This window comes from Microbacterium sp. 20-116 (assembly GCF_041079415.1).
Classification (GTDB): Bacteria; Actinomycetota; Actinomycetes; order Actinomycetales; family Microbacteriaceae; genus Microbacterium.
The window spans coordinates 213889-236121 of the sequence record NZ_JBFYGP010000005.1; the positions used below are offsets into that span (position 1 = coordinate 213889).

The 22233-nt window shown below is 69.1% G+C and carries 22 protein-coding genes; 4 read left to right on the forward strand and 18 right to left on the reverse strand.

Features of this window, described 5'->3' with window-relative positions:
- Positions 1 to 45: 45 nt before the first annotated feature.
- The 12 genes from AB6V29_RS11875 to prmC form a co-directional block, all read right to left on the reverse strand.
- The gene (locus AB6V29_RS11875; RefSeq protein WP_058597269.1) at positions 46 to 306 is read right to left on the reverse strand and encodes a F0F1 ATP synthase subunit epsilon; all 261 of its coding nucleotides are present in this window, start codon (positions 304 to 306) and stop codon (positions 46 to 48) included.
- Position 307: 1 nt separating this feature from the next.
- Entirely contained in the window at positions 308 to 1756 is a 1449-nt protein-coding gene (atpD, locus tag AB6V29_RS11880; protein ID WP_210071965.1) for a F0F1 ATP synthase subunit beta, read from the reverse strand.
- A gap of 22 nt (positions 1757 to 1778) precedes the next feature.
- Entirely contained in the window at positions 1779 to 2678 is a 900-nt protein-coding gene (locus AB6V29_RS11885; protein ID WP_369358838.1) for a F0F1 ATP synthase subunit gamma, read from the reverse strand.
- A gap of 24 nt (positions 2679 to 2702) precedes the next feature.
- Complete coding sequence (gene atpA / locus AB6V29_RS11890) at positions 2703 to 4334, reverse strand: F0F1 ATP synthase subunit alpha (protein ID WP_103210257.1); 1632 nt, start codon at positions 4332 to 4334, stop codon at positions 2703 to 2705.
- Between the two features lie 62 nt (positions 4335 to 4396).
- Entirely contained in the window at positions 4397 to 5185 is a 789-nt protein-coding gene (locus AB6V29_RS11895) for a F0F1 ATP synthase subunit delta (protein WP_369358840.1), read from the reverse strand.
- Positions 5185 to 5742, reverse strand: coding sequence for a F0F1 ATP synthase subunit B (locus AB6V29_RS11900; protein WP_103210253.1), 558 nt, complete (start codon positions 5740 to 5742; stop codon positions 5185 to 5187). Before AB6V29_RS11900 ends, AB6V29_RS11895 begins: the two co-directional genes overlap by 1 nt.
- Before the next feature lie 35 nt (positions 5743 to 5777).
- Positions 5778 to 6011, reverse strand: coding sequence for a F0F1 ATP synthase subunit C (gene atpE / locus AB6V29_RS11905; protein ID WP_043360904.1), 234 nt, complete (start codon positions 6009 to 6011; stop codon positions 5778 to 5780).
- A gap of 44 nt (positions 6012 to 6055) precedes the next feature.
- Positions 6056 to 6847 carry a F0F1 ATP synthase subunit A gene (gene atpB / locus AB6V29_RS11910; protein WP_369358875.1) on the reverse strand — a complete coding sequence of 264 codons (792 nt, stop codon included), beginning with the start codon at positions 6845 to 6847 and terminating at the stop codon, positions 6056 to 6058.
- 234 nt (positions 6848 to 7081) lie between these two features.
- On the reverse strand, positions 7082 to 7570 hold the full coding sequence (locus tag AB6V29_RS11915; RefSeq protein ID WP_307315833.1) for a hypothetical protein: 489 nt from the start codon (positions 7568 to 7570) through the stop codon (positions 7082 to 7084).
- A complete protein-coding gene (locus AB6V29_RS11920) occupies positions 7567 to 8739 on the reverse strand; it encodes an MraY family glycosyltransferase (RefSeq protein WP_115920134.1) in 1173 nt (390 codons plus the stop codon). The genes AB6V29_RS11915 and AB6V29_RS11920 overlap by 4 nt, the downstream gene beginning before the upstream one ends.
- Entirely contained in the window at positions 8736 to 9473 is a 738-nt protein-coding gene (locus AB6V29_RS11925; protein WP_210071969.1) for an L-threonylcarbamoyladenylate synthase, read from the reverse strand. Before AB6V29_RS11925 ends, AB6V29_RS11920 begins: the two co-directional genes overlap by 4 nt.
- Before the next feature lie 39 nt (positions 9474 to 9512).
- A complete protein-coding gene (gene prmC, locus AB6V29_RS11930; protein WP_369358843.1) occupies positions 9513 to 10406 on the reverse strand; it encodes a peptide chain release factor N(5)-glutamine methyltransferase in 894 nt (297 codons plus the stop codon).
- A 99-nt stretch (positions 10407 to 10505) separates the two neighbouring features.
- Between prmC and cysK the strand changes: the two genes are divergently transcribed.
- Both cysK and epsC read left to right on the forward strand, forming a co-directional pair.
- Positions 10506 to 11444 carry a cysteine synthase A gene (cysK, locus tag AB6V29_RS11935; RefSeq protein WP_369358845.1) on the forward strand — a complete coding sequence of 313 codons (939 nt, stop codon included), beginning with the start codon at positions 10506 to 10508 and terminating at the stop codon, positions 11442 to 11444.
- A gap of 1 nt (position 11445) precedes the next feature.
- On the forward strand, positions 11446 to 12015 hold the full coding sequence (gene epsC / locus AB6V29_RS11940) for a serine O-acetyltransferase EpsC (RefSeq protein ID WP_369358846.1): 570 nt from the start codon (positions 11446 to 11448) through the stop codon (positions 12013 to 12015).
- A gap of 52 nt (positions 12016 to 12067) precedes the next feature.
- On the opposite strand, the gene AB6V29_RS11945 is transcribed toward epsC, so the two are convergent.
- Positions 12068 to 13321 (reverse strand): acyl-CoA dehydrogenase family protein, encoded by a 1254-nt coding sequence (locus AB6V29_RS11945; protein ID WP_369358849.1) that lies wholly within the window; start codon positions 13319 to 13321, stop codon positions 12068 to 12070.
- Between the two features lie 215 nt (positions 13322 to 13536).
- On the opposite strand from AB6V29_RS11945, the gene AB6V29_RS11950 reads away from it, so the two are divergent.
- A complete protein-coding gene (locus AB6V29_RS11950; RefSeq protein ID WP_369358850.1) occupies positions 13537 to 14523 on the forward strand; it encodes a helix-turn-helix domain-containing protein in 987 nt (328 codons plus the stop codon).
- Between the two features lie 151 nt (positions 14524 to 14674).
- Positions 14675 to 16072, forward strand: coding sequence for an amidase (locus AB6V29_RS11955; RefSeq protein WP_369358852.1), 1398 nt, complete (start codon positions 14675 to 14677; stop codon positions 16070 to 16072).
- 97 nt (positions 16073 to 16169) lie between these two features.
- Here AB6V29_RS11955 and AB6V29_RS11960 read toward each other — a convergent pair whose 3' ends face one another.
- The 5 genes from AB6V29_RS11960 to thrC form a co-directional block, all read right to left on the reverse strand.
- Positions 16170 to 16763, reverse strand: a complete 594-nt coding sequence (locus tag AB6V29_RS11960; RefSeq protein ID WP_369358853.1) for a GrpB family protein — start codon at positions 16761 to 16763, stop codon at positions 16170 to 16172.
- Positions 16764 to 16772: 9 nt separating this feature from the next.
- Positions 16773 to 17849: a peptide chain release factor 1 gene (gene prfA, locus AB6V29_RS11965; RefSeq protein ID WP_267789382.1), complete on the reverse strand. Its 1077-nt coding sequence runs from the start codon at positions 17847 to 17849 to the stop codon at positions 16773 to 16775.
- A gap of 32 nt (positions 17850 to 17881) precedes the next feature.
- Positions 17882 to 20068, reverse strand: coding sequence for a transcription termination factor Rho (gene rho, locus AB6V29_RS11970; RefSeq protein WP_307315809.1), 2187 nt, complete (start codon positions 20066 to 20068; stop codon positions 17882 to 17884).
- A gap of 153 nt (positions 20069 to 20221) precedes the next feature.
- Positions 20222 to 21154 (reverse strand): homoserine kinase, encoded by a 933-nt coding sequence (thrB, locus tag AB6V29_RS11975; RefSeq protein WP_267786524.1) that lies wholly within the window; start codon positions 21152 to 21154, stop codon positions 20222 to 20224.
- On the reverse strand, positions 21151 to 22233 hold the full coding sequence (gene thrC / locus AB6V29_RS11980) for a threonine synthase (RefSeq protein ID WP_267786523.1): 1083 nt from the start codon (positions 22231 to 22233) through the stop codon (positions 21151 to 21153). The genes thrB and thrC overlap by 4 nt, the downstream gene beginning before the upstream one ends.

Sequence of the window (22233 nt, forward strand, 5' to 3'; positions counted from 1 at the left end):
CGCCGCCCGGAATCGGGCGACGCGCGTCGAGGGAAAGAGACGGTGTCAGGAGACGAGTGCCGCGTTTCCGGCGACGATCGTGAGTTCGTCGTTCGCCATCGACAGGAAGCCGTCCTCGGCGTTGGCGAGGATCTTCGAGCCGTCGGTACGGGTGATGCGCACCTCGCCCTGGGCGAGGATCGCGAGAACCGGCTCATGACCCTGCATGAAACCGATCTCACCCTCGACGGTCTTGGCCACGACGAGCGAGGCCTCCCCCGTCCACACCTCGGCGTCGGCCGACACCAGGCTCACGCGCAACGACATGTCAGCCGTTCTCCTTCTGGATCTGCGCCCACTTGGCCTCGACGTCGGAGATGCCACCGACGTTGAAGAACGCCTGCTCGGCAACGTGGTCGAACTCACCCTTGACGATCGCGTCGAACGACTCGATGGTCTCCTTGATCGGGACCGTGGAGCCCTCGACACCGGTGAACTTCTTGGCCATGTAGGTGTTCTGCGAGAGGAACTGCTGGATACGACGCGCACGCGACACGACGATCTTGTCCTCTTCCGAGAGCTCGTCGACACCGAGGATGGCGATGATCTCCTGCAGTTCCTTGTTCTTCTGGAGGATCTGCTTCACCGAGGTGGCCACGCGGTAGTGGTCGGCACCGATGTAGCGCGGGTCGAGGATGCGGCTCGTGGAGGTGAGCGGGTCGATGGCCGGGTAGAGACCCTTCGACGCGATCTCACGCGACAGCTCGGTGGTCGCGTCGAGGTGAGCGAAGGTGGTCGCCGGAGCCGGGTCGGTGTAGTCGTCGGCGGGGACGTAGATCGCCTGCAGCGAGGTGATCGAGTGGCCGCGCGTGGAGGTGATGCGCTCCTGGAGCACGCCCATCTCGTCGGCGAGGTTCGGCTGGTAACCCACGGCCGAGGGCATGCGGCCGAGCAGCGTCGAGACCTCGGAACCGGCCTGCGTGAAGCGGAAGATGTTGTCGATGAACAGCAGCACGTCCTGCTTCTGGACGTCACGGAAGTACTCAGCCATCGTCAGGGCCGACAGCGCGACGCGCAGACGCGTTCCCGGCGGCTCGTCCATCTGACCGAACACGAGGGCGGTCTTGTCGAAGACACCGGCCTCTTCCATCTCGCCGATGAGGTCGTTGCCCTCACGGGTACGCTCACCGACACCGGCGAACACCGAGACACCACCGTGGTCCTGCGCGACGCGCTGGATCATCTCCTGGATCAGGACGGTCTTGCCGACGCCGGCGCCACCGAAGAGGCCGATCTTTCCACCCTGCACGTACGGGGTGAGGAGGTCGATCGACTTGATGCCGGTCTCGAACATCTCGGTCTTGGACTCGAGCTGGTCGAAGCTGGGCGCCTTGCGGTGGATGCCCCAACGCTCGGTGATCTCGACCTGCTCACCGGGAGCGGCGTTGAGCACCTCACCGGTGACATCGAAGACCTTGCCCTTGGTGACGTCTCCGACGGGCACCGAGATGGGGCCGCGGGTGTCACGCACTTCCTGACCGCGGACGATGCCGTCGGTGGGCTTGAGGGCGATGGCGCGCACGAGGTCGTCACCGAGGTGCTGAGCGACCTCGAGGGTGATCTCGGTCGACTCGTCACCGATGGTGATCGTGGTCTTCAGCGCGTTGTAGATCTCGGGGATCGCGTCATGCGGGAACTCGATGTCGACGACCGGGCCGGTGACGCGCGCGACGCGTCCGACGACGGCCGCGTCGGTCTTCTCGGCGGTGAGGCTCATGGCTTCTTCTCTCCTTGGGAACTTACTTGCCGGATGCCAGAGCATCGGCGCCGCCGACGATCTCGGCGATCTGCTGCGTGATCTCCGCCTGACGCGCGTTGTTGCGCAGGCGGGTGTAGTCGGTGATGAGCTTGTCGGCGTTGTCGCTGGCCGACTTCATGGCCTTCTGCGTCGCGGCGTGCTTGGCGGCCGACGACTGGAGGAGGGCGTTGAAAATTCGGCTCTGGACGTAGACCGGCAGAAGCGCATCGAGCACGGTCTCGGCGTCCGGCTCGAACTCGTAGAGCGGGTAGATCTCGGCCTGACCCGGGGCCTCGTCGGCCTCGAGCACCGCGAGCGGAAGCAGGCGCACCGACTCGGGCGACTGCGTCATCATGCTGACGAAGCGGTTGTACACGAGGTGGATCTCGTCGACACCCTCGTTGTCGCCACCAGCGCGATACGCCTGGAGAACGGCATCCGAGATTTCCTCCGCGGTGGAGAACTGCGGGGTGTCGGTGTCACCGACCCACTGCGCGGCGCTCGCCATGCGGCGGAACTGGAAGTAGCCGACGGCCTTGCGACCCACCAGGTAGAACACCACGTCCTTGCCCTGCGAACGCAGGAGCTCGGCCAGCTCGAGAGCCTCGCGAAGGATCTGCGAGTTGAACGCTCCCGCCAGGCCTCGGTCGGAGGTGAACACGACCAGGGCCGAACGGCGGATGTTCTCGCGCTCGGTCGTCAGCGGGTGGTCGACGGAGGAGTGCGTGGCCACCGCGGAGACGGCGCTCGTGACGGCCCGCGCGAAGGGCGATGCCGCGCGCACACGCGCCATCGCCTTCTGGATGCGCGAAGCCGCGATGAGCTCCATCGCCTTCGTGATCTTCTTGGTCGTCTGAGCAGAAGAGATCTTCTGCTTGTAGACCCGCAGTTGTGCGCCCATGATTCCGTTCTCGTGTCGTCGCTATCAGCGACGGCCCTTGACGATCCGCTCCTGGTTGACGTCTTCCGCCTCGGCAGCGTCGACCTTCTCGGCGCCGACGACGCCCTGGTCCTTGCCGGGCTGGAATTCCTTCGCGAATGCGTCGATCTTCTGCTCGAGCTCCGCGAGCGTGTCGTCACCGAGCACGTTGGTCTCACGCAGGGTGTCGAGCACCGTCGAGTTGCGGCGGAGGTAGTCCAGCAGCTCGCGCTCGAAGCGCAGGACGTCGGACACCTCGACGGTGTCGAGCTTGCCGTTCGTTCCGGCCCAGATCGAGACGACCTGCTCCTCGACGGGGTACGGCGAGTACTGCGGCTGCTTGAGCAGCTCGGTCAGACGCGCACCGCGGGCGAGCTGACGACGTGAAGCCGCGTCGAGGTCGCTGGCGAACATCGCGAAGGCCTCGAGCGAGCGGTACTGCGCGAGCTCGAGCTTCAGGGTTCCCGACACCTTCTTGATCGACTTGACCTGAGCGTCACCGCCCACTCGCGAGACCGAGATACCCACGTCGACAGCGGGACGCTGGTTGGCGTTGAAGAGGTCGGACTGCAGGAAGATCTGGCCGTCGGTGATGGAGATCACGTTGGTCGGGATGTACGCCGAGACGTCGTTCGCCTTCGTCTCGATGATGGGCAGACCCGTCATCGAACCGGCACCGAGCTCGTCGGAGAGCTTCGCGCAGCGCTCGAGCAGACGCGAGTGCAGGTAGAAGACGTCGCCGGGGTAAGCCTCGCGGCCCGGCGGGCGGCGGAGCAGCAGCGAAACGGCACGGTAGGCCTCGGCCTGCTTCGACAGGTCATCGAAGATGATCAGCACGTGCTTGCCGCCGTACATCCAGTGCTGGCCGATGGCCGAGCCGGTGTAGGGGGCGAGGTACTTGAAGCCGGCGGGGTCGGACGCCGGGGCGGCGACGATGGTGGTGTACTCCATCGCGCCCGCCTCCTCGAGGGCGCCCTTCACCGAAGCGATGGTCGAGCCCTTCTGGCCGATCGCGACGTAGATGCAACGCACCTGCTTGTTGACGTCGCCGGACTCCCAGTTGGCCCGCTGGTTGATGATCGTGTCGATCGCGATCGCCGTCTTACCGGTCTGGCGGTCGCCGATGATGAGCTGACGCTGGCCACGACCGACGGGGATCATGGCGTCGATCGCCTTGATGCCGGTCTGCAGCGGCTCGTGGACGCTCTTGCGCTGCATGACGCCGGGAGCCTGGAGCTCGAGCGCGCGACGCCCCTCGGTCGCGATCTCGCCGAGACCGTCGATCGGGTTGCCGAGCGGGTCGACGACGCGGCCCAGGTAGCCGTCACCGACACCCACCGAGAGGACCTCACCGGTGCGAGTGACGCTCTGGCCTTCTTCGATGCCGGCGAAGTCGCCGAGGACGACCACACCGATCTCGTTCTCGTCGAGGTTCTGAGCGAGGCCCAGCGTGCCGTCCGCGAAGCGGATGAGCTCGTTGGCCATGACGCCCGGAAGGCCCTCGACGTGCGCGATGCCGTCGGCCGCGTCGACGACGGCGCCGACCTCGGTCGCCGCGGCGCCGGTGGGCTCGTAGGCGTTGACGAAGTCCTTCAGCGCGTCACGAATGACGTCGGGGCTGATAGAGAGATCTGCCATTGTCTTCCTTCGTTCGTGGGGCACTCGGCCCCCAGATCCACGCCCATTCGGGCGGAAAGTCTTTAGCCTGCGATCCGCTGGCGGAGGTCAGCGAGACGTGCGGACACGCTCGCGTCGATGACGTCGTCCGCGACCTGCACGCGCAGACCGCCGACCACCGTCGGGTCGATCACGGTGTTCAGCGTGACCGCTGAACCGTAACGTGCGCTGAGAGCGTTCTGCAGACGAGTCTGCTGTTCGGCGCTGAGGGGGGCTGCGGCGTACACGGTGGCGACGATCCGCGCGCGCTGGTCGGCGACGATGCGCTCGGCCCGGCGAAGCAGGGCGCGTACGCGGCGGCCGCGGGCGTGCTGCACCAGCGACGACACGATGAGTGCGGTGCCGGTGCTCGCGCGGCCGTCGAGAAGGGTCGAGACGAGCGACCCCTTCGCCGAGGCCCCGCCGAGGCGCCCACCGAGAGCGAGCTCGAGCTCGCCGTTGCTCGCGACGGTGCGCGAGAAGGCGAACAGCTCCGACTCGATGTCCGCCGACTCGGCGACCGAGGTCGCCTGGATCGCCAGCTCTTCGAGACCCTCGACGAACTGCCCGGCGTTCGACCAGCGCTGCTGGGCAGCGCTGGAGAGCAGGGCGACCGTGGCGGGACGGTAGGTGGAGCCGAAGACGGCCGAGACCAGCCCCGCGCGAGCGGGGGCCGGCACCGACGAGTCGGACAGCGCGCCGCTCAACTGCGACGATCCGCTCACGGCACCGACGGCCGCGAACAGCTCGCGCGCGACGTCGAGATCGACGCCCGACGCGGAGGCCAGGGCCTCCGTCGTCGCGGTCCGCGCCTGAGTGGTCGCGCTGCCCATTACTTGGCCGCCTTCTCGGACGCCTCGAGCTCGGCGAGGAAGCGGTCGACCACGGCGTTCGCACGCGCGTCGTCGGACAGGGTCTCACCGATCACGTTGCCGGCGAGGTCCACCGCGAGGGTACCGACCTCGGAGCGCAGCTGCACGAGGGTCGCCTGACGCTCCGCCTCGATCTGCGCGTGAGCGGACGCGGTGATGCGAGCGGCATCGGCTGCCGCGGTCTCGCGTGCCTCGGCGACGATCTTGCGACCGTCCTGGGTGGCGGACTCGCGGATCTCACCGGCTTCGCGGCGCGCCTCGGCGAGCTGAGCCGTGTACTGCTCGAGGGCGGCCTCGGCCTGACGCTGGGCCTCGTCGGCCTTCGCGATGTTGCCCTCGATGGCAGCACTGCGCTCGTCGAGCAGCTTCGCCATGCGCGGCAGAGCGACGCGCCACACCACGAAGATGATGACGACGAAGCACACCGCCGACCAGATGATGTCGTAGACCGCAGGAAGCAGCGGGTTGTGCGCTTCCCCCGCGGGCTCCGCGGCGAGAGTGACAAGAGCGTTCAGCATCCTGTCTCCTTACAGTGAATCGAGAGCGGCCGGGATCAAGTGAAGATGAAGCCGGTCGCGATACCGATGAAGGCGAGCGCCTCGGTGAAGGCGATACCGATGAACATCAGGACCTGCAGGCGGCCCGCGAGCTCGGGCTGACGGGCGACGCCCTCGATCGTCTTGCCGACGACGATGCCCACGCCGATGGCGGGGCCGATGGCGGCGAGACCGTAGCCGATCGTGGCGACGTTACCGGTGACCTGGGCGAGAACCGTAGTTGCGTCCACGGGTTTTTTCCTTTCGTTGGGTGGCTCGGCGTGCGCCGGGCCGCTCAGTGCTCTTCTGCGACCGCGAGCTGGATGTAGACCGCGGTGAGGATCGCGAAGACGTACGCCTGGAGGAAGGCGACGAAGATTTCGAACAGGGTGAAGGCGAAGCCGAAGGCCAGCGAACCGGCGCCGAGAGCCGTCCACCATCCGCTGAGCCCCACGACGAAGAACTGCGTCGCCGAGAAGAACAGGACCAGCATGAGGTGACCGACGACCATGTTCATCAGCAGACGCAGCGTCAGGGTGACGGGCCGGATGATGAAGGTGGAGAGGAACTCGAGCGGGACGATGATGATGTACAGCGGCCACGGGACGCCCGAGGGCAGCAGCGCGTTCTTGAAGAAGCCGGCGGGGCTCTTCTTGATGCCTGCGTAGATGAAGGTGACGTAGGCCACGATCGCGAGCAGCATCGGAACGGCGATGACGCTGGTGCCGGCGATGTTCAGGAACGGGATGACACCCGTGATGTTCATGAACAGCACCATGAAGAAGATGGTGGTGAGGATCGGCAGGAAGCGCTTGCCGTCCTTGCGTCCGAGGATGTCCTCGGCGATGTTGACGCGGACGAAGTCCAAGCCCATCTCGGCGACGCTCTGGAAGCGGCCGGGGACGACCTTCATGCGGCGAGTGCCGAGCACGAGGAAGAGAACGAGGGCCAGCGTCGCCAGCATCTGCGTGAGGTTGATACGCGTGATCGCGAAGATCGTGCCCTCGAACAGCACCGCATCCGGGAAGAACTCCGAGATGGACGGCGGGTGGAACTCGGCACCCGCGGACGCGAAGTTCGTGATCAGGGTCGCAGCTTGAGTAGTCAGCGCTGGCTCCAGCTTCGGGGCATCGGTGTGAACCGTTGCGACGATGGTCGGTGATTGTTACCCGAAGTGCGAGCCTGGAGAAGAGTTCCAATCGCGGGTGGGTACTACGGCAACCCTATCAAACTCCCGGCGGATCCATGAGTCCGAGTGCCGTGATCGTCTCGCCGACGGACTAATGGGCCTCGACGTGCCGCCTCATGAGATACGGGGGTCTCAGGATCGGCGATCACCCGCGTCGGGGTCGGTGGGCAGGGTCACGTCGCTCACGCTCGGGATACGCATGCGCAGCAACACGACCACGTCGACGGCGAGCGAGGCGATGACGCTGACGACGAGCGCCACGTAGAACACGACCGGGTCGACCCACCCCTGTCCGCGCAGCACCACGATCGCCACGATGAACAGGATGAGCTTCAGCAGCCACCCGCCCAGGACGATTCCGAAGAAGATCGGCACGTAGAGGGCATCTCCGAACCAGCGGTTCGCCACGAGGATGCTGATGGCCGTCACCGCGAGGAAGATCGCGCTGACCGCGACGCCCGACAGGGCGCTGCCGAGGCCTCCCCCGCCCCCGACGAGGAAGCCCACGACAGCCCCGAGCACGAGCAGCACCGCCGTCACGATGCCACCCCATACCAGGGCGGTGCGCAGCACCGGGGTACTGGAGAGAGGGCGACGAGGGGCGGGCGAAACACTGCTCATGAGGGGGACTCCGGTCGGGTGGGTCGGGGTCGGCGGGACAACCGCAGACGGTGCTGGGAGGGCAGGAGCGTGAGGACGGCGCAAGCGGCGACACCGGTCACGCCGAAGGCGATGCCGATCGCGTAGTCGCCGGGCCAGCCCTGCTGGGTGCCGATGTACATCAGCAGGAACGCGAGGCTCACCACGGCGGTCCAGCTGTAGAAGATGAGGACCGCGTCGCGGTCGGTGTGCCCCATGTCGAGCATGCGGTGGTGAAGGTGCTTGCGGTCCGGCGAGAAGGGCGATCTGCCCGCCCACTGCCGCCGAGCGACCGCGAGCCCGAAGTCGAGCAGGGGCAGCAGCACGATGACCACGGGCAACAGGATCGGGATGAAGGCACCGAGCAGCTGCGAACGGCCGATCTTCTCGGGATCGAGCACCGCGGGGTCGAGCTGACCGGTGATCGCGACGGCGGAGCTCGCCATGAGCAGCCCCAGCATGAGTGCGCCCGCGTCGCCCATGAAGAGCTTCGCCGGGGTCCAGTTCATCGGGAGGAAGCCCAGGCACGCCCCCACGAGCACCGCCGCGATGAAGGACGCGAGGTTGAAGTAGGTGCTCGCTCCGGTATCGCGCACGAGGAGGTACGAGTACGCGAAGAAGACGCCGTTGGCGATCAGGCAGACGCCCGCCACGAGACCGTTCAGCCCGTCGATGAAGTTCACGGCGTTCATGACGACGACCATCGCGAACACGGTCAGCAGGAAGCTCACCCAGCTCGATCCCACCGTGAGTGCGCCGATCGGCAACGACAGGATCTGCAGCTGACCGAACCAGGCGATGATGCCGGCCGCCACGAACTGCGCCCCGAGCTTGATCATCCAGTCGAGATCCCACAGGTCGTCTGCGACGCCGACGAGCACGATGAGCAGCACCGCCCCAAGCAGAGAGAGCACCGGGACGGGGTCGATCCAGAAGATCGCGAAGTAGGGGTTCCTGCTCGAGAGCGCGAAGGCGGCGACCACGCCGAGGAACATCGCGACACCACCGAGGCGCGGGGTGGGCGTCTTGTGCACATCGCGGTCGCGGATGCCGGGGTACAGCTTGAACCGCAGAGCAAGCTTCCACACCACCCACGACAGCGCGAGCGTGACCGCCGCCGTGAACAGGATGGTGAGGAGGTATTGGGTCACGGACCCGGCGCCTCGGCATCCGGGGTCGTTGCGGAGGGTGTCGCGAGGGGGTCCACGACCTCGTCGACGGGGTCCGGCTCGAGGAGGTCGCCCACCACCGCGCGCAGACGGTCGCGCGAGATCGCGCCCTCGCGCAGCACGCGGATCTGCGGTTCCGCTCCCCCGACGAGTGTCGTGGCATCGATGATCGTCGAGGCGACGCCCGTCTCGCTGACGCCGGCGTCGAGGTAGGCCGCCACACTGTCGCCGAGCATGTCACGAGCGGAGTCGATGTCGACCGCCGCTGCTCGACCCGTGAGGTTCGCGCTCGACACCGCGAGCGGTCCGGTCTCTTCGAGCAGTTCGAGCGTCATCTTCTGCGCGGGCATGCGCACCGCGACCGTGCCGTGCGTGTCACCGAGGTCCCACGAGAGCGAGGGCTGGGCGGGAAGCACGATCGTCAGCCCTCCCGGCCAGAACTCGCGAACGAGATCGTCGACGGCGGGAGGGATCTCGGCGACGAGGGCCCGCAGCGTCCCGACTCCGGGAACGAGGACGGGCGGCGGCTGCTGGCGTCCGCGGCCCTTCGCCTCGAGCAGGCCCGCGACGGCACGCGCGTTGAAGGCGTCCGCGGCGATTCCGTAGACGGTGTCGGTGGGGAGCACGACGAGCTCGCCGCGGCCGATCGCTTGACGCGCGTGGCGCATTCCGGACAGCAGCTGCGATTCGTCACGGCAGTCGTAGACGGGTGACATAACGCGCGTCAGTCTAGTCGCGCGCCGCCCTCCGCGTGGTCACGGACGGGTGGCGGTGGTGGCGCGATCCCTGCTCGTCAGATCGCGGTGGGTCGCGGCCGAACGCCAGCCGTCGGCGACGAGGATCTCGCGGATGGCCTCGCCCTGCCACTCGCCGTGCTCGATGACGATCATCGCCCCGGGGTGACCGAGCCGGAGTCCGACGCGGCTGAGATGGCGCACGGCATCCAGTCCGTCCGGTCCCCCGTACAGCGCCGCCGGCGGGTCGTAGAGACGCACCTCGGGATCACGCGGGATCGCGTCGTCTGGAACGTAAGGAGGGTTGGATGCCACGACCGACACGGTCCCGTCGAGCTCGCGGAACGCGTCGGCGAGGTCGACGAAGGCGAGTGTGACGTTGTCGGCACCGACGCGGGCCACGTTCTGCTTCGTCCAGACGAACGCATCAACCGAGTTCTCGGCGGCGAAGACACGGGCGTGGGGCACCTCGGTGGCCATCGCGAGCGCGATCGCGCCGCTGCCGGTTCCGAGATCGACCGCGATCGGCGCCTCGGATGCCGCAGAGCGCAGCGCGTCGATCGCGAGCTGGGCCACCATCTCCGTCTCGGGGCGCGGGACGAACACGCCCGGTCCCACCGCCAGCTCCAGGGAACGGAACGGCGCGAGACCGGTGAGGTGCTGCAGGGGCTCACGGGCCGCACGGCGGTCGAGCAGAGGGGCGAGGGCGCGCGCGGCGGGCTCCGGCATCCGGTCTCCGCGGATGGCGGCGGCCTGCACCCCGCCGCGGGAGGAGTCGAGCACATGGGCGACGAGGAGTTCGGCGTCGACCTGCGGATCGGGTACTCCCGCCGCGTGCAGTCGCTGCGCGGCGGAGCGCAGGACATCGGCGACCGAAAGGGCCGTGGGGACGGGGAGCGGGACGGTCTTTGGCATGACGGGAGCCCAGCCTAGTCGCGCGGCGTCACACGGGCCGGCGGTGTCGGAAGGCTCGCCTAAAATGATCGCGTCCCGACCGACGGCGAAAGGCGAGCCATGCCCGGCATCCACTCCGACATCACCTCTGCATTCGGCGACACGCCGCTCGTGCGGCTGAACCGCGTCGCCGAAGGCGCGGGCGGCCGGATCCTCGCCAAGCTCGAGTTCTACAACCCCGCCTCGAGCGTCAAGGACCGCCTCGGCATCGCCATCATCGACGCGGCCGAAGCCTCGGGCGAGCTCAAGCCCGGCGGCACGATCGTCGAGTCGACGAGCGGCAACACCGGCATCGCCCTCGCCATGGTGGGCGCCGCACGCGGGTACAAGGTCATCCTCACGATGCCGGCCTCGATGTCGAAGGAACGCCGCATCCTGCTCAAGGCCTTCGGCGCCGAGCTCGTACTCACCGATCCCACCAAGGGCATGTCGCACGCCGTGGACGAGGCCAAGCGCATCGTCGCCGAGACGCCGGGCGCCGTCTGGGCCCGCCAGTTCGAGAACGAGGCGAACCCCGCGATCCACCGCAAGACCACGGCCGAAGAGATCCTGCGCGACACCGAGGGCAAGGTCGACTACTTCGTCGCCGGAATCGGCACCGGCGGCACCATCACCGGCGTCGGCCAGGTGCTCAAGGAGCGCGTGCCCGGGGTCAAGGTCGTCGCCGTCGAGCCCGCCGACTCCCCCGTGCTCACCAAGGGCCACCCCGGTCCCCACAAGATCCAGGGCATCGGCCCCAACTTCGTGCCCGCGATCCTCGACCGCGACATCATCGACGAGGTGATCGACGTCGAGTTCGACGACGCGATCCGCCTGGCCCGTGAGACGGCTGCGAAAGACGGCATCCTGGTCGGCATGTCGTCGGGTGCGGCGATCTGGGCGGCCCTTGAGGTCGCGCGGCGCCCCGAGGCGGCGGGCAAGAACATCGTCGTCATCATCCCCTCCTACGGCGAGCGGTACCTCTCGACGGCGCTCTACGAGCACCTGCGCGAAGACTGACGTGGGGGTCCTCTCCCGCATCCGCGAAGACATCTCTTCTGCCAAGCTCCGCGATCCCGCGGCGCGCGGCGGCCTCGAGATCGCGCTGCTGTACCCGGGGCTTCACGCCGTGTGGTCGTACCGCATCGCGAACCGGCTCTGGCGACGGGGTCTGCGCTTCCCGGCGCGGGCCCTGTCGCAGGTGACCCGGTGGCTCACCGGGATCGAGATCCACCCCGGCGCCGCGATCGGTCGACGCTTCTTCATCGATCACGGCATGGGTGTCGTGGTCGGCGAGACGGCCGAGGTCGGCGACGACGTGATGCTGTACCACGGCGTCACCCTGGGCGGTCGTCAGCGCGAGGGCGGCAAACGCCACCCGACCCTGCACGACGGGGTCGCGGTCGGCGCCGGGGCGAAGATCCTCGGGCCGATCACGATCGGCGCCCGCAGCGCCGTCGGCGCCAACGCCGTCGTGACCGCGGATGCCCCGGCCGACAGCGTGCTCGTCGGCGTCCCCGCCAAAGCGCGTCAACGCCGTGCCGGCGAGGACACCCGCGCGGTGCTGACGACGCCCGAGTACTGGATCTGAACACCCCCGTGCGGGTCCGCCATCGCCGCGTTCCCGCACGGGGGTGGGTCGGTCAGACCGACAGGCGGTTCTCCGCCGCGGCCAGGTGGTCGTAGCCCGGGGTGCGCAGCATCTCATGCAGGTGGCGGCGTCGCACGCCCATGTTGCCGCCGTCGTAGATCGGCAGGCACAGCACGTCCTGCATGATGCCGCCGAGCGGTACGCGGTCGCCGTAGGAGTCCACCCCGACGAGGCGCATCGCGTCATAGACCGTCTGCACGGCGAGCTCGGACTTGTAGATCTTCGACATGTTCGACAGCTCGCGGTCGAGGCCCCCGGTCTTGTCGAAGTGGTCGGCGGCCTTCCAGGCGAAGTACCGGCCGACCTCGATCCGCGTCTTGATGTCGGCGAGCATGTATCCGGCGTTCTGGTGGTCGATGACCGGCACACTGCCCGAGCGCTTCTCGGTCGAGACGAAGTCGTACGCGATCTCGAAGGCACGGCGCATCTTGCCGACCGCCGCCGCGGCGATGCTGGAGCACGTCCACGAGAACGATCCCTTCGTCAGCGCCATCCCGTCACCGGGCGCACCGATGAGGTTCTCCACGGGCACGCGGACGTCGACGAAGTCCACGTACGGCGAGTTCGTGGCGAGGTGGCCCATCGTGTCGATGATGCCCGAGAAGGTGACACCGGGCGTGCCCTTCTCGACGACGATGATCGCGAGCGACTCGGCCGGGGGCTTGGTCTCGTCGATGCGGCAGACGACGCTGATGATGTCGGCGCCCTCGTCGTCCCAGCCCGAGGCATTGGTCGTGTACGCCTTCCGTCCGTTGAGGACCCACTCGTCACCGTCGCGGACGGCGAAGGTCTGCACGCCGTACTTCGGGTCGGGGTGGTCGAAGTTGGCGCTTCCCGCCGCCTCCGTGAACGCGATCGCCGCGAGAGCGGGGCTGCCGTCGACGAAGGGGGCGAGGAAGCGCTCCTTCTGCTCGGGCGTGCCCGCCGTGATGATCGGGAAGGTGCCGAGACCGGTGCCGAGGACGATGGTCGGGGTGTTGATCTCGACGCGCGCGAGCTCCTCGCAGGCGAGAGCGAACTGCAGGTTGCTGAAGCGGTGCCCGCCGTTCTCGACGGGGATGAGTCCCTTGACGAAGCCGGCGTCGACCATCTGCTGGTAGAAGGGCTTGAGGGCGCGGAAGCGGTCGAGCGGGTCGGGGATGGGCGCGATGACGTCGGGAACCTGGCTGAGCACGGTCTCGGCGAACTCCCGCGCCTGCAGGCGCAGACCGAGCTGCTCTTCGGAGAGGGTGAAGTCGATGGCCACGGATGAGCTCCTGTCTCGTCGGATGAGGTGTGGGTAGCGTCGCAGCGCTACGGACGGCAGCAATTGGACGCGCGTGCACGACGGTGAGGACGACAGTGCACGCGATGCCGCGGTGAGCACTTCGTTACCGGCACGACACGCGACGCGGCGTCCCGGGTAACAGCGCATTGCTCTGCTGAGTTCGTCGACATCCGCGGGCCGCCGAGGAGGAACCGATGAATCGATGGGACACACGCGACCGACCGCCGCGGGAGCAGTTCGCGTACTGGCGCGAGGTCGTGTGCGCCGCGTTCACGCCCCTCCGCCCCGCGGCACGAGACACGCGCGACGACTGGTCCCGCGTGGGCCTGCAGGGCCGGGTCGAGAGCAGGCCCTTCGGCCACACCACCGGTGCCGAGATCGCGACGTGCGCACAGGTCATCCACCACGGTCCCGACGAGGTGCGCCGGGTCGACGACGAGGTCGTCTTCGTCAACCTGATGCTCGACGGGCGCTGCGTCGTCTCGCAGGACGGCCGACGCAGCATGTCGGGTCCGGGGACGTTCTCGATCGTGGATGCCACCCGCGCGTTCACGCTGGACTACCTCGACCCGTGGCGGACGGTGTCGTTCCGCGTACCGGCTCATGACATCCCCGACGTCTTGCGGGCGGATGCCACGGCACGGGCGTTCTCCGCCGCGACCGGGCTCGGAGCGGTCGTCGCCGACACCCTGCGCTCCTCGTGGGAGCAGGCGTCGAGAATGACCGACAGCGAAGCGGATGCCGTGGGGGTCGCCGTCTCGTCTCTGAGCCGCGCACTCTCGCATTCCGCGTCGACCGGATCCGTCAGCGATGAACACGGCGGGGACGAGGAACTGCGTCGCAGCATCGCGCGCCATCTGGAGAGGCACATCCGGTTCGTGGACACTTCACCGTCAGCGATCGCGCGGCACTTCGCCGTCTCGGTGCGCAAACTCCATCAGCTGTACGAGGATGCTCCCCTCACCTTCGGTCAGACCGTCATGCGCGTGCGGGTGCGGGGGTGTGCCGACGACCTGCGCGCGATGCGCGGGCGGATGACGATGACGCAGCTCGCCGCCAAGTGGGGGTTCAGCGACCTGTCTCACCTGCATCGGGCTTTTCGTCACCACCTCGGGCAGACGCCCCGCGAGATTCTGGAGCAGCTCGACGAGGACAGCGCGGCGTGGGAGCGCGCCGGATAGCCGTCCGCGGTGGACAGGCGCCGGGCCGGCGACGGGGCGGCCCGTGCGGCCTCGCGAGGCAGGTCCACGGGGACGCTGCGTGAATGTGGGTCGCATCGGTGCGTGGCGTCGGCGAGAGACGCGCTGCTCGATGCCGTCGTAGGCTCGGAACATGACCCGCCTGCACGACCTGTCGCTCGTCGCGCAGGTCGGAGGCCTCGCCGACGGCACGCTCGACCCGCGCGAGCTCACGGCCCATTACCTCGACCGAATCGCCCGGTTGGCCGACCTGGGCGCTTTCGCCGAGGTGACACCCGACGCCGCGCTGCGCCGCGCTGCCACCCTCGACCCCGCCACCGGTCCCCTGTGGGGCGTGCCGCTCGCCGACAAGGACCTCGTCGCCCGCGCCGGCGTCCCCACCCGCTACGGCTCGCGAGCCCGCGTGCACCTCGTGCCCACGGCATCCGATCCCCTTGCCGAAGCGCTGGATGCCGCGGGGGCGATCAACGTGGGAAAGACGAGCACGTCGGAGTTCGGACTCACCGGGTTCACCGAGCCGCTGATCCACGCGCCGGCGCGGGATCCGTGGCGCCTCACGGCCGGGGCGGGCGGATCCAGCGGTGGGGCCGCCGTCGCCGTCGCGGCGGGGCTCTTGCCTGCGGCCGTCGGCTCGGATGGCGGTGGGTCGATCCGCATCCCCTCGGCGACCGTCGGCGTCGTCGGACTCAAACCGTCGCGGGGGCGGCTACCGATCGGATCCGGCTTCGACTCCCCGGACGGCCTGTCGGTGACCGGACCGATCGCCCGCTCGGCAGAGGACGCCGGGCTGCTGCTCGACGCGCTCGTCGGCCTCGCGCCGTTCACGTACGCCACGGCGGCGCCCAGCACGGGGCCGTTCGTCGAGGCCGCCCGGCGTCCACCGGGAGCGTTGCGCGTGGGGATCACGACCGTGTCGCCGTGGGACGACGACGAGGACATCGTGCTCGACGCCGACGCCCGCACCGCCTTCGACACGGCCGCCGCCTGGCTCAGCGACGCCGGACATGCCGTGGCGGATGCCGATTGGCATCCCTTCGGCTACGCGTCGCTATTCCACGTGCTGTGGCGCGCGAGCGCCGCACGGATCCCGCTGAGCGACGACGACATGATGCTCGTCGAGCCGTTGACGGCGTGGCTCGTCCGCGAGGGACGCCGACTGTCCGCGCTGGACCTGCTCGGCGGTCTGGCCTCGGCGCGCGCGTTCGAACGCCGCACGATCGCCGACTTCGCCGCTTTCGACGCGGTGCTCACCCCCGCGCTGGCGCAGCGGCCGCAACCCGTGGGGGCTTACGCCGGACATGGCCCCGAGCGGACGTTCGCGATGCAGGTGGAGTACGCGCCGTATTCGAGCTTCGTCAACGTCGCGGGGCTACCCGCGCTGACGGTGCCGCTGACCAAGGACGCCACCGGCCACCCCGTGTCCATCCAGCTCGTCGGGCGTCCGGGCGGCGAGGCCACACTGCTGTCGCTCGCCGCTCAGCTCGAGCGGCGCCGTGGCCCTCTCCCCCACCCGCCCGCCTGGGACGACTGACGCCCATCAGTGCACAGCGCAGGAGATCCGCCCGCGCCGCGCTCTGCGGACGCGTCACGGCTGTGGATCCTGTGTCGCGGTCCCGGAATGGCGCCCGTCAGGGCAATAGCCCCGCCGCCGCGAAGGCGCGGGCGTAGATCTCGCGGATCACGCCCTGTTTGCGGGCGTTGTACTCGCTCATCAAGCCGTCGGCCGCGACCTCGTGCTTGACCGCGGCGTACCGCTGTCGATCGGCCTCGTCTGCGCGCAACCAGTCGCGGAAGATGCGGTGCCGCGCCGCCTCGGGACTATCGGGCGGCCACACGTGCAGGTTGGCGGCCGGCTCCGCCGAGACCAGGCAGCGGTGCCCCAGCCACCACGGCTCGCGCACGCGCAGCACGAATCCGAGCGCCTCGAGGGCAGGGACGAAGGCGTCCTCGTCGTCGGTGTCGGCGACCGTCAGGTCGATGTCGATGATCGGCTTGGCGGCCAGCCCCGGCACCGACGTCGAGCCGATGTGTTCGATCGCGAGGACGCGGTCACCCAGCGCACCGACGATGCGGGAGCGGAGCACCTCGAAGATCTCGGGCCACGCGGCATCCGGATCCACGATCTCGATCTGCCGCACCTGCTCGGCGGGACCGACCCACGGCGAGAGCCCGGGCGGGGGCGGGGTGTCGTCGAACGACACGATCTGAGCGGCGGTGGGCACCACCCGAGCTTAGGAGTCGGCGAGGGCCGCGAGCCGCGCTTCTTCGTCGGCCGTGATGGCCGACTCGATGATCGGGCCGAGGGCGCCGTCCATCACCTGATCGAGGTTGTACGCCTTGTACCCGGTGCGGTGATCGGCGATGCGGTTCTCGGGGAAGTTGTAGGTGCGGATGCGCTCGGAGCGATCCATGCCGCGGATCTGCGACTTGCGCGCATCGGCGGCGACGGCGTCGCGCTCCTCCTGCTGCTTGGCGAGAAGGCGGGCGCGCAGCACGCGCATGCCGGCCTCGCGGTTCTGCAGCTGCGACTTCTCGTTCTGCATCGACACGACGATCCCGGTGGGAACGTGGGTGATGCGCACGGCGGAGTCTGTCGTGTTGACGGACTGACCACCGGGGCCCGACGAGCGGAAGACGTCGATCTTCAGGTCGTTGGGGTCGATCGCGACCTCTTCGGGCTCGTCGACCTCGGGGAAGACGAGCACGCCCGTGGTGGAGGTGTGGATGCGCCCCTGCGACTCGGTGGCCGGCACGCGCTGCACGCGGTGCACGCCGCCCTCGTACTTCAGGTGCGCCCACACTCCCTGGGCCGGGTCGCTCGAGGACCCCTTGATCGCGACCTGCACGTCCTTGTAGCCGCCGAGGTCGGACTCCGTGCGCTCGAGGAGCTCGGTCTTCCAACCCATGGATGCCGCGTACTGCAGGTACATGCGCAGCAGGTCGGCCGCGAAGAGGGCGCTCTCGGCTCCCCCCTCGCCGCCCTTGATCTCCATGATGACGTCGCGGGCGTCGTCGGGGTCGCGCGGGATGAGCAGACGTCGCAGACGCTCCTGCGTCTCGGCGACCCGCTCCTCGAGACCCGGCACCTCGTCGGCGAACGCCTCGTCCTCGCGGGCGAGCTCGCGGGCGGCCTCGAGATCATCGGATGCCGAGACCCACGCCTCGTGCGCCGTCACGATCCGCGACAACTCGGCATAACGCCGGTTGACGCGCTTGGCGCGCGCGGCGTCCGCGTGCACGGCCGGGTCGGAGAGCTCTTCCTGGACGGCCTTGTGCTCCTCGAGCAGTCCGCGGACCGACTCGAACATCGCGGGCTCCGACATCGCGTCTCCCGCCCCGATCAGCGGATGCTGTTGTCGTCACCGCCGCGCGCGGGCGCCGGGATCGACTTCTGCATCTGCACGAGGAACTCGACGTTCGACTGGGTCTCCTTGAGCTTTCCGAGCACGACCTCGAGGGCCTGCTGGGGCTCGAGGCCGGCCAGCGCGCGACGGAGCTTCCAGGTGATCTTGACCTCGTCGTTCGACAGCAGCATCTCTTCACGGCGGGTGCTCGACGCGTTGACGTCGACGGCCGGGAAGATGCGCTTGTCGGCGAGCTGGCGGTTCAGGCGCAGCTCGCTGTTGCCAGTGCCCTTGAACTCTTCGAAGATGACGTCGTCCATCTTGGAGCCGGTCTCCACCAGGGCCGTGGCGAGGATGGTGAGCGATCCACCGTTCTCGATGTTGCGCGCGGCGCCGAAGAAACGCTTGGGCGGGTACAGCGCCGAGGCGTCGACGCCACCGCTCAGGACGCGTCCCGAGGTGGGAGCGGCGAGGTTGTAGGCGCGACCGAGGCGGGTGATCGAGTCGAGCAGCACGACGACGTCGCGGCCGAGTTCCACGAGACGCTTCGCGCGCTCGATGGCGAGCTCGGCGACGGTGGTGTGGTCTTCGGCCGGGCGGTCGAACGTCGAAGCGATGACCTCGCCGCGCACCGTACGCTGCATGTCGGTGACCTCTTCGGGGCGCTCGTCGACGAGCACGACCATGAGGTGGACCTCGGGGTTGTTCGTGGCGATCGCGTTGGCGATCTGCTGCAGAACGATGGTCTTACCGGCCTTGGGCGGGGCGACGATCAGGCCGCGCTGGCCCTTGCCGACCGGGGCGACCAGGTCGATGATGCGCTGCGTGAGCTTCTCGGGGCCGGTCTCCAGGCGCAGGCGCTCCTGGGGGTAGAGCGGCGTGAGGTTGTTGAACTCGACGCGAGCGGCGGCGTCGTCAACCGACAGACCGTTGATCGAGTCGACCTGCACGAGTGCGTTGTACTTCTGGCGCCCCTGCTGCTCGCCCTCGCGGGGCTGCTTGATCGCACCGACGACGGCGTCGCCCTTGCGCAGGTTGTACTTCTTCACCTGGCCGAGCGAGACGTAGACGTCGCTCGGGCCGGGCAGGTACCCCGTGGTGCGGACGAAGGCGTAGTTGTCGAGCACGTCGAGGACACCGGCGATGGGGACGAGGACGTCGTCCTCACCGATCTCGGTCTCGAACTCGTCGCCCGCGACGCTCTGGCCACGGCGCTTGTTGCGCTGACGGTTGCGGCTGTTCGCCGAGCCGCCCTGCTGCTGCTGGGCCTGCTGGCCGTTCTGCGCGCTGTCACGCTGAGCGTTCTCACGCTGAGCGTTGTCGCGCTGGGCGTTCTCGCGCTGGGCGTTCTCGCGCGGGGTCTTCTCGGGCGCCTCGGCCTCGTCGGCGGAGGGCTGTGCCGGCGTCTCGCCCTTGTCGGCGTCGGCCTTGTTGCGGTTGCGGTTGCGCGAGCGGCTGCGGCCGCGGCCGCGGGCCGGTGTCTCGTCGCCCTGCTCGGCGCTCTCGGGCGCCGACGCGTCGGTCGATGCGCCCTCGGCCGACACCGTGTCGGTCGCCGAAGCAGCGGCGTCGTCGGTCGAACCGGTCTCAGCGGACGCGGTCTCGGTGGCGCTCGCCTCGTCGGCGGCGGTCGTCTCGGCGACGGCGGGGGTCTCGGCGACGGCGGGGGTCTCGGCGGCGGCCTCGGCGTCAGCGGCGACGTCGGCCGCCGTGGTGACGGGCGTGGCGGCGTCGGCGGACTCGTCCGCGGCCGGCGCTTCGGCCGCAGCGGCGTCCGCGGCAGCCTTCTCTTCGGCGGCGGCGGCCTCAGCGGCGGCCGTCTCCTCGGCGGTGGCGCTCTTCGCACGGCGCGGAGCGCGCTTCCGCGGAGCGCGAGCGGGCTTCTCGACGGGGGCGGCCTCCTCGACGGGGGCCTCCGCGACGGGGGCCTCTTCGGCCGCGGGCGCGGCGTCGGCGGCAGGCGCCTCGGCGAGCGCGTCGTCGGTGAACAGCGCCTCGGGCTGCGCGTCGGCAGCGGCGGCGTCCGCCTCGGCGGGCTCGTCGACAGCGGGGGCGCCAGCGCCCTCCGCAGCGGCCTCGGTGGCCTGTTCGGTGTCGGTGCCCTGATCGGCAGCGGTGGGCTGCTCGTCGGTCTCGACGCCCTCGGGCGCGTCGACGGGCTGGGTCTCGGAGATGGACTCCACGAGTGCTCCTCAGAAAATGAAACGTGATCAGATCGCGCTTCGCCATGCAGAACGCAGACGAAGGACACCAGCGGTTCGGGAGACTGCAGCCGATACCGGGTTCGCGATGTGTTGCGGATTTCGCAGGTGGTGCAGAGGCTCAGATTCGCGAAGTTACGCGGAACCCTCTGCGTTTTTCACTGTACCACCCTTGACGTCGACGGCGAGCATGAGGGCCTGCCACGGGGTGTCGACGACGGATGCCATAAGATCTGCGGCTGCAAGTCGCTGCCCCGGGCCGTCGGCGAGCACGAGCACGCTGGGCCCGGCGCCCGAAACGACGGCGGCGTAGCCCTCGGCGCGGAGCGCCCGCACGAGACGGTCGGTCTCGGGCATGGCCTGCGCGCGATAGTTCTGGTGCAGCTTGTCTTCGGTCGCTGCCATCAGCAGTTCGGGGCTCTGCGTCATCGCCGCGATCAGAAGGGCCGAGCGCGAGACGTTGAACACCGCGTCCTCGCGCGGCACCTGCAGCGGCTGCAGGCTCCGCGCCACGGCGGTCGACATCGTGAAGCTCGGCACGAAGACGAGCGGCGACACGCCACGGTGCACGATGAGCTGCTTGTGCTGGGGGCCCTCGGCATCCATCCACGCGATCGTGAGTCCGCCGAAGAGACCCGGTGCCACGTTGTCGGGGTGCCCCTCCATCTCGGTGGCGAGGCGCAGCAGGTCGACGTCGCTGAAGGCGACCTCTCCCTCGAGCAGACCCTTCGCGGCCAGGATGCCCGCGACCACGGCGGCCCCGGACGATCCCATGCCGCGCCCGTGCGGAATGACGTTGTGCGCCGTCAGCCGCAGTCCCGGAAGGGAACGACCGACCGAGGCGTACGTGTGCGCCATCGCGCGCACCACGAGGTGCGAGGCGTCGCGGGGGACGTCAATCGCGCCCTCCCCCTCCACCTCGATCTCGAGGCGGTCCGCATCGAGCTGCTCGACGACGAGCTCGTCGTACACGCTCAGGGCGAGGCCGAGGGTGTCGAAGCCGGGCCCGAGGTTCGCGCTGGTGGCGGGAACGCGAACGGCGACCCGACGACCGGGGCCTGGGCTCACGCGGTCACCGGCTGCAGGTCGAGCACGGAGGCGACCTCCGAGGTGGCGGCGTCAACGACCGTGGGCGAGACGTCCGTGCCGTCGGCGCGGCGCAGGGCCCACTGGGGGTCCTTCAGGCCGTGACCGGTGACGGTGAGGACGACCTTGGCGCCGGCCGGGATGACCCCGGCCTCGGCACGTTCGAGCAGACCCGCGACGCTGATCGCGGAGGCCGGCTCGACGAAGATGCCCACCTCGCCGGCGAGGATCTTCTGCGCCTCGAGGATGCCGGCGTCGTCGATCGCGCCGAAGTAGCCGTCGGTGGCGTCGCGTGCCTCGAGGGCAAGCTCCCAGGACGCGGGGTTTCCGATGCGAATCGCGCTGGCGATGGTCTCGGGCTGCCTGACGACCTCGCCGCGCACGAGAGGCGCGGAGCCGGCGGCCTGGAAGCCGAACATGCGCGGCACGCGGGTGGCGACGCCGCGGGCGGCCTCTTCGCGATAGCCGCGCGAGTACGCGGTGTAGTTGCCGGCGTTGCCGACCGGGATGAAGTGGAAGTCGGGAGCGTCGCCGAGGACCTCGACGACCTCGTAGGCCGCCGTCTTCTGCCCCTCGATGCGGTCGGGGTTGACCGAGTTGACCAGGTGCACCGGGTAGTGGTCGGCGAGCTCGCGCGCGATCTCGAGGCAGTCGTCGAAGTTGCCCCGGATCTGGATGAGCCGGCCGTTGTGGGCGACGGCCTGGCTGAGCTTGCCCATGGCGATCTTGCCCTCGGGCACGAGCACCGCGGCGGTGATGCCGGCGTGCGCGGCGTACGCCGCCGCCGAAGCCGAGGTGTTGCCGGTCGAGGCGCAGATGACGGCCTTGGCGCCGTGCTCGACCGCACGCGAGAGCGCCACCGTCATGCCGCGGTCTTTGAACGACCCGGTGGGGTTCATCCCCTCGTACTTGACCCAGACGTCGGCGCCCGTACGACGTGACAGCGCGGGTGCCGGCAGCAGCGGCGTACCGCCCTCGCCGAGGGTGACGACGGTGGAGGCGTCGGTGACACCCAGACGATCGGCGTATTCGCGGAGGACTCCGCCCCAGAGGTGTGCCAT

What these genes read in the sequence shown, in the direction of transcription:
- AB6V29_RS11875 (WP_058597269.1), bottom strand. Translation starts at nt 306, where the DNA reads ATGTCGTTGCGCGTGAGCCTGGTGTCGGCCGACGCCGAGGTGTGGACG.
- atpD (WP_210071965.1), bottom strand. Translation starts at nt 1,756, where the DNA reads ATGAGCCTCACCGCCGAGAAGACCGACGCGGCCGTCGTCGGACGCGTC.
- AB6V29_RS11885 (WP_369358838.1), bottom strand. Translation starts at nt 2,678, where the DNA reads ATGGGCGCACAACTGCGGGTCTACAAGCAGAAGATCTCTTCTGCTCAG.
- atpA (WP_103210257.1), bottom strand. Translation starts at nt 4,334, where the DNA reads ATGGCAGATCTCTCTATCAGCCCCGACGTCATTCGTGACGCGCTGAAG.
- AB6V29_RS11895 (WP_369358840.1), bottom strand. Translation starts at nt 5,185, where the DNA reads ATGGGCAGCGCGACCACTCAGGCGCGGACCGCGACGACGGAGGCCCTG.
- AB6V29_RS11900 (WP_103210253.1), bottom strand. Translation starts at nt 5,742, where the DNA reads ATGCTGAACGCTCTTGTCACTCTCGCCGCGGAGCCCGCGGGGGAAGCG.
- AB6V29_RS11915 (WP_307315833.1), bottom strand. Translation starts at nt 7,570, where the DNA reads ATGAGCAGTGTTTCGCCCGCCCCTCGTCGCCCTCTCTCCAGTACCCCG.
- AB6V29_RS11925 (WP_210071969.1), bottom strand. Translation starts at nt 9,473, where the DNA reads ATGTCACCCGTCTACGACTGCCGTGACGAATCGCAGCTGCTGTCCGGA.
- prmC (WP_369358843.1), bottom strand. Translation starts at nt 10,406, where the DNA reads ATGCCAAAGACCGTCCCGCTCCCCGTCCCCACGGCCCTTTCGGTCGCC.
- cysK (WP_369358845.1), top strand. Translation starts at nt 10,506, where the DNA reads ATGCCCGGCATCCACTCCGACATCACCTCTGCATTCGGCGACACGCCG.
- AB6V29_RS11950 (WP_369358850.1), top strand. Translation starts at nt 13,537, where the DNA reads ATGAATCGATGGGACACACGCGACCGACCGCCGCGGGAGCAGTTCGCG.
- AB6V29_RS11955 (WP_369358852.1), top strand. Translation starts at nt 14,675, where the DNA reads ATGACCCGCCTGCACGACCTGTCGCTCGTCGCGCAGGTCGGAGGCCTC.
- prfA (WP_267789382.1), bottom strand. Translation starts at nt 17,849, where the DNA reads ATGTTCGAGTCGGTCCGCGGACTGCTCGAGGAGCACAAGGCCGTCCAG.
- thrC (WP_267786523.1), bottom strand. Translation starts at nt 22,233, where the DNA reads ATGGCACACCTCTGGGGCGGAGTCCTCCGCGAATACGCCGATCGTCTG.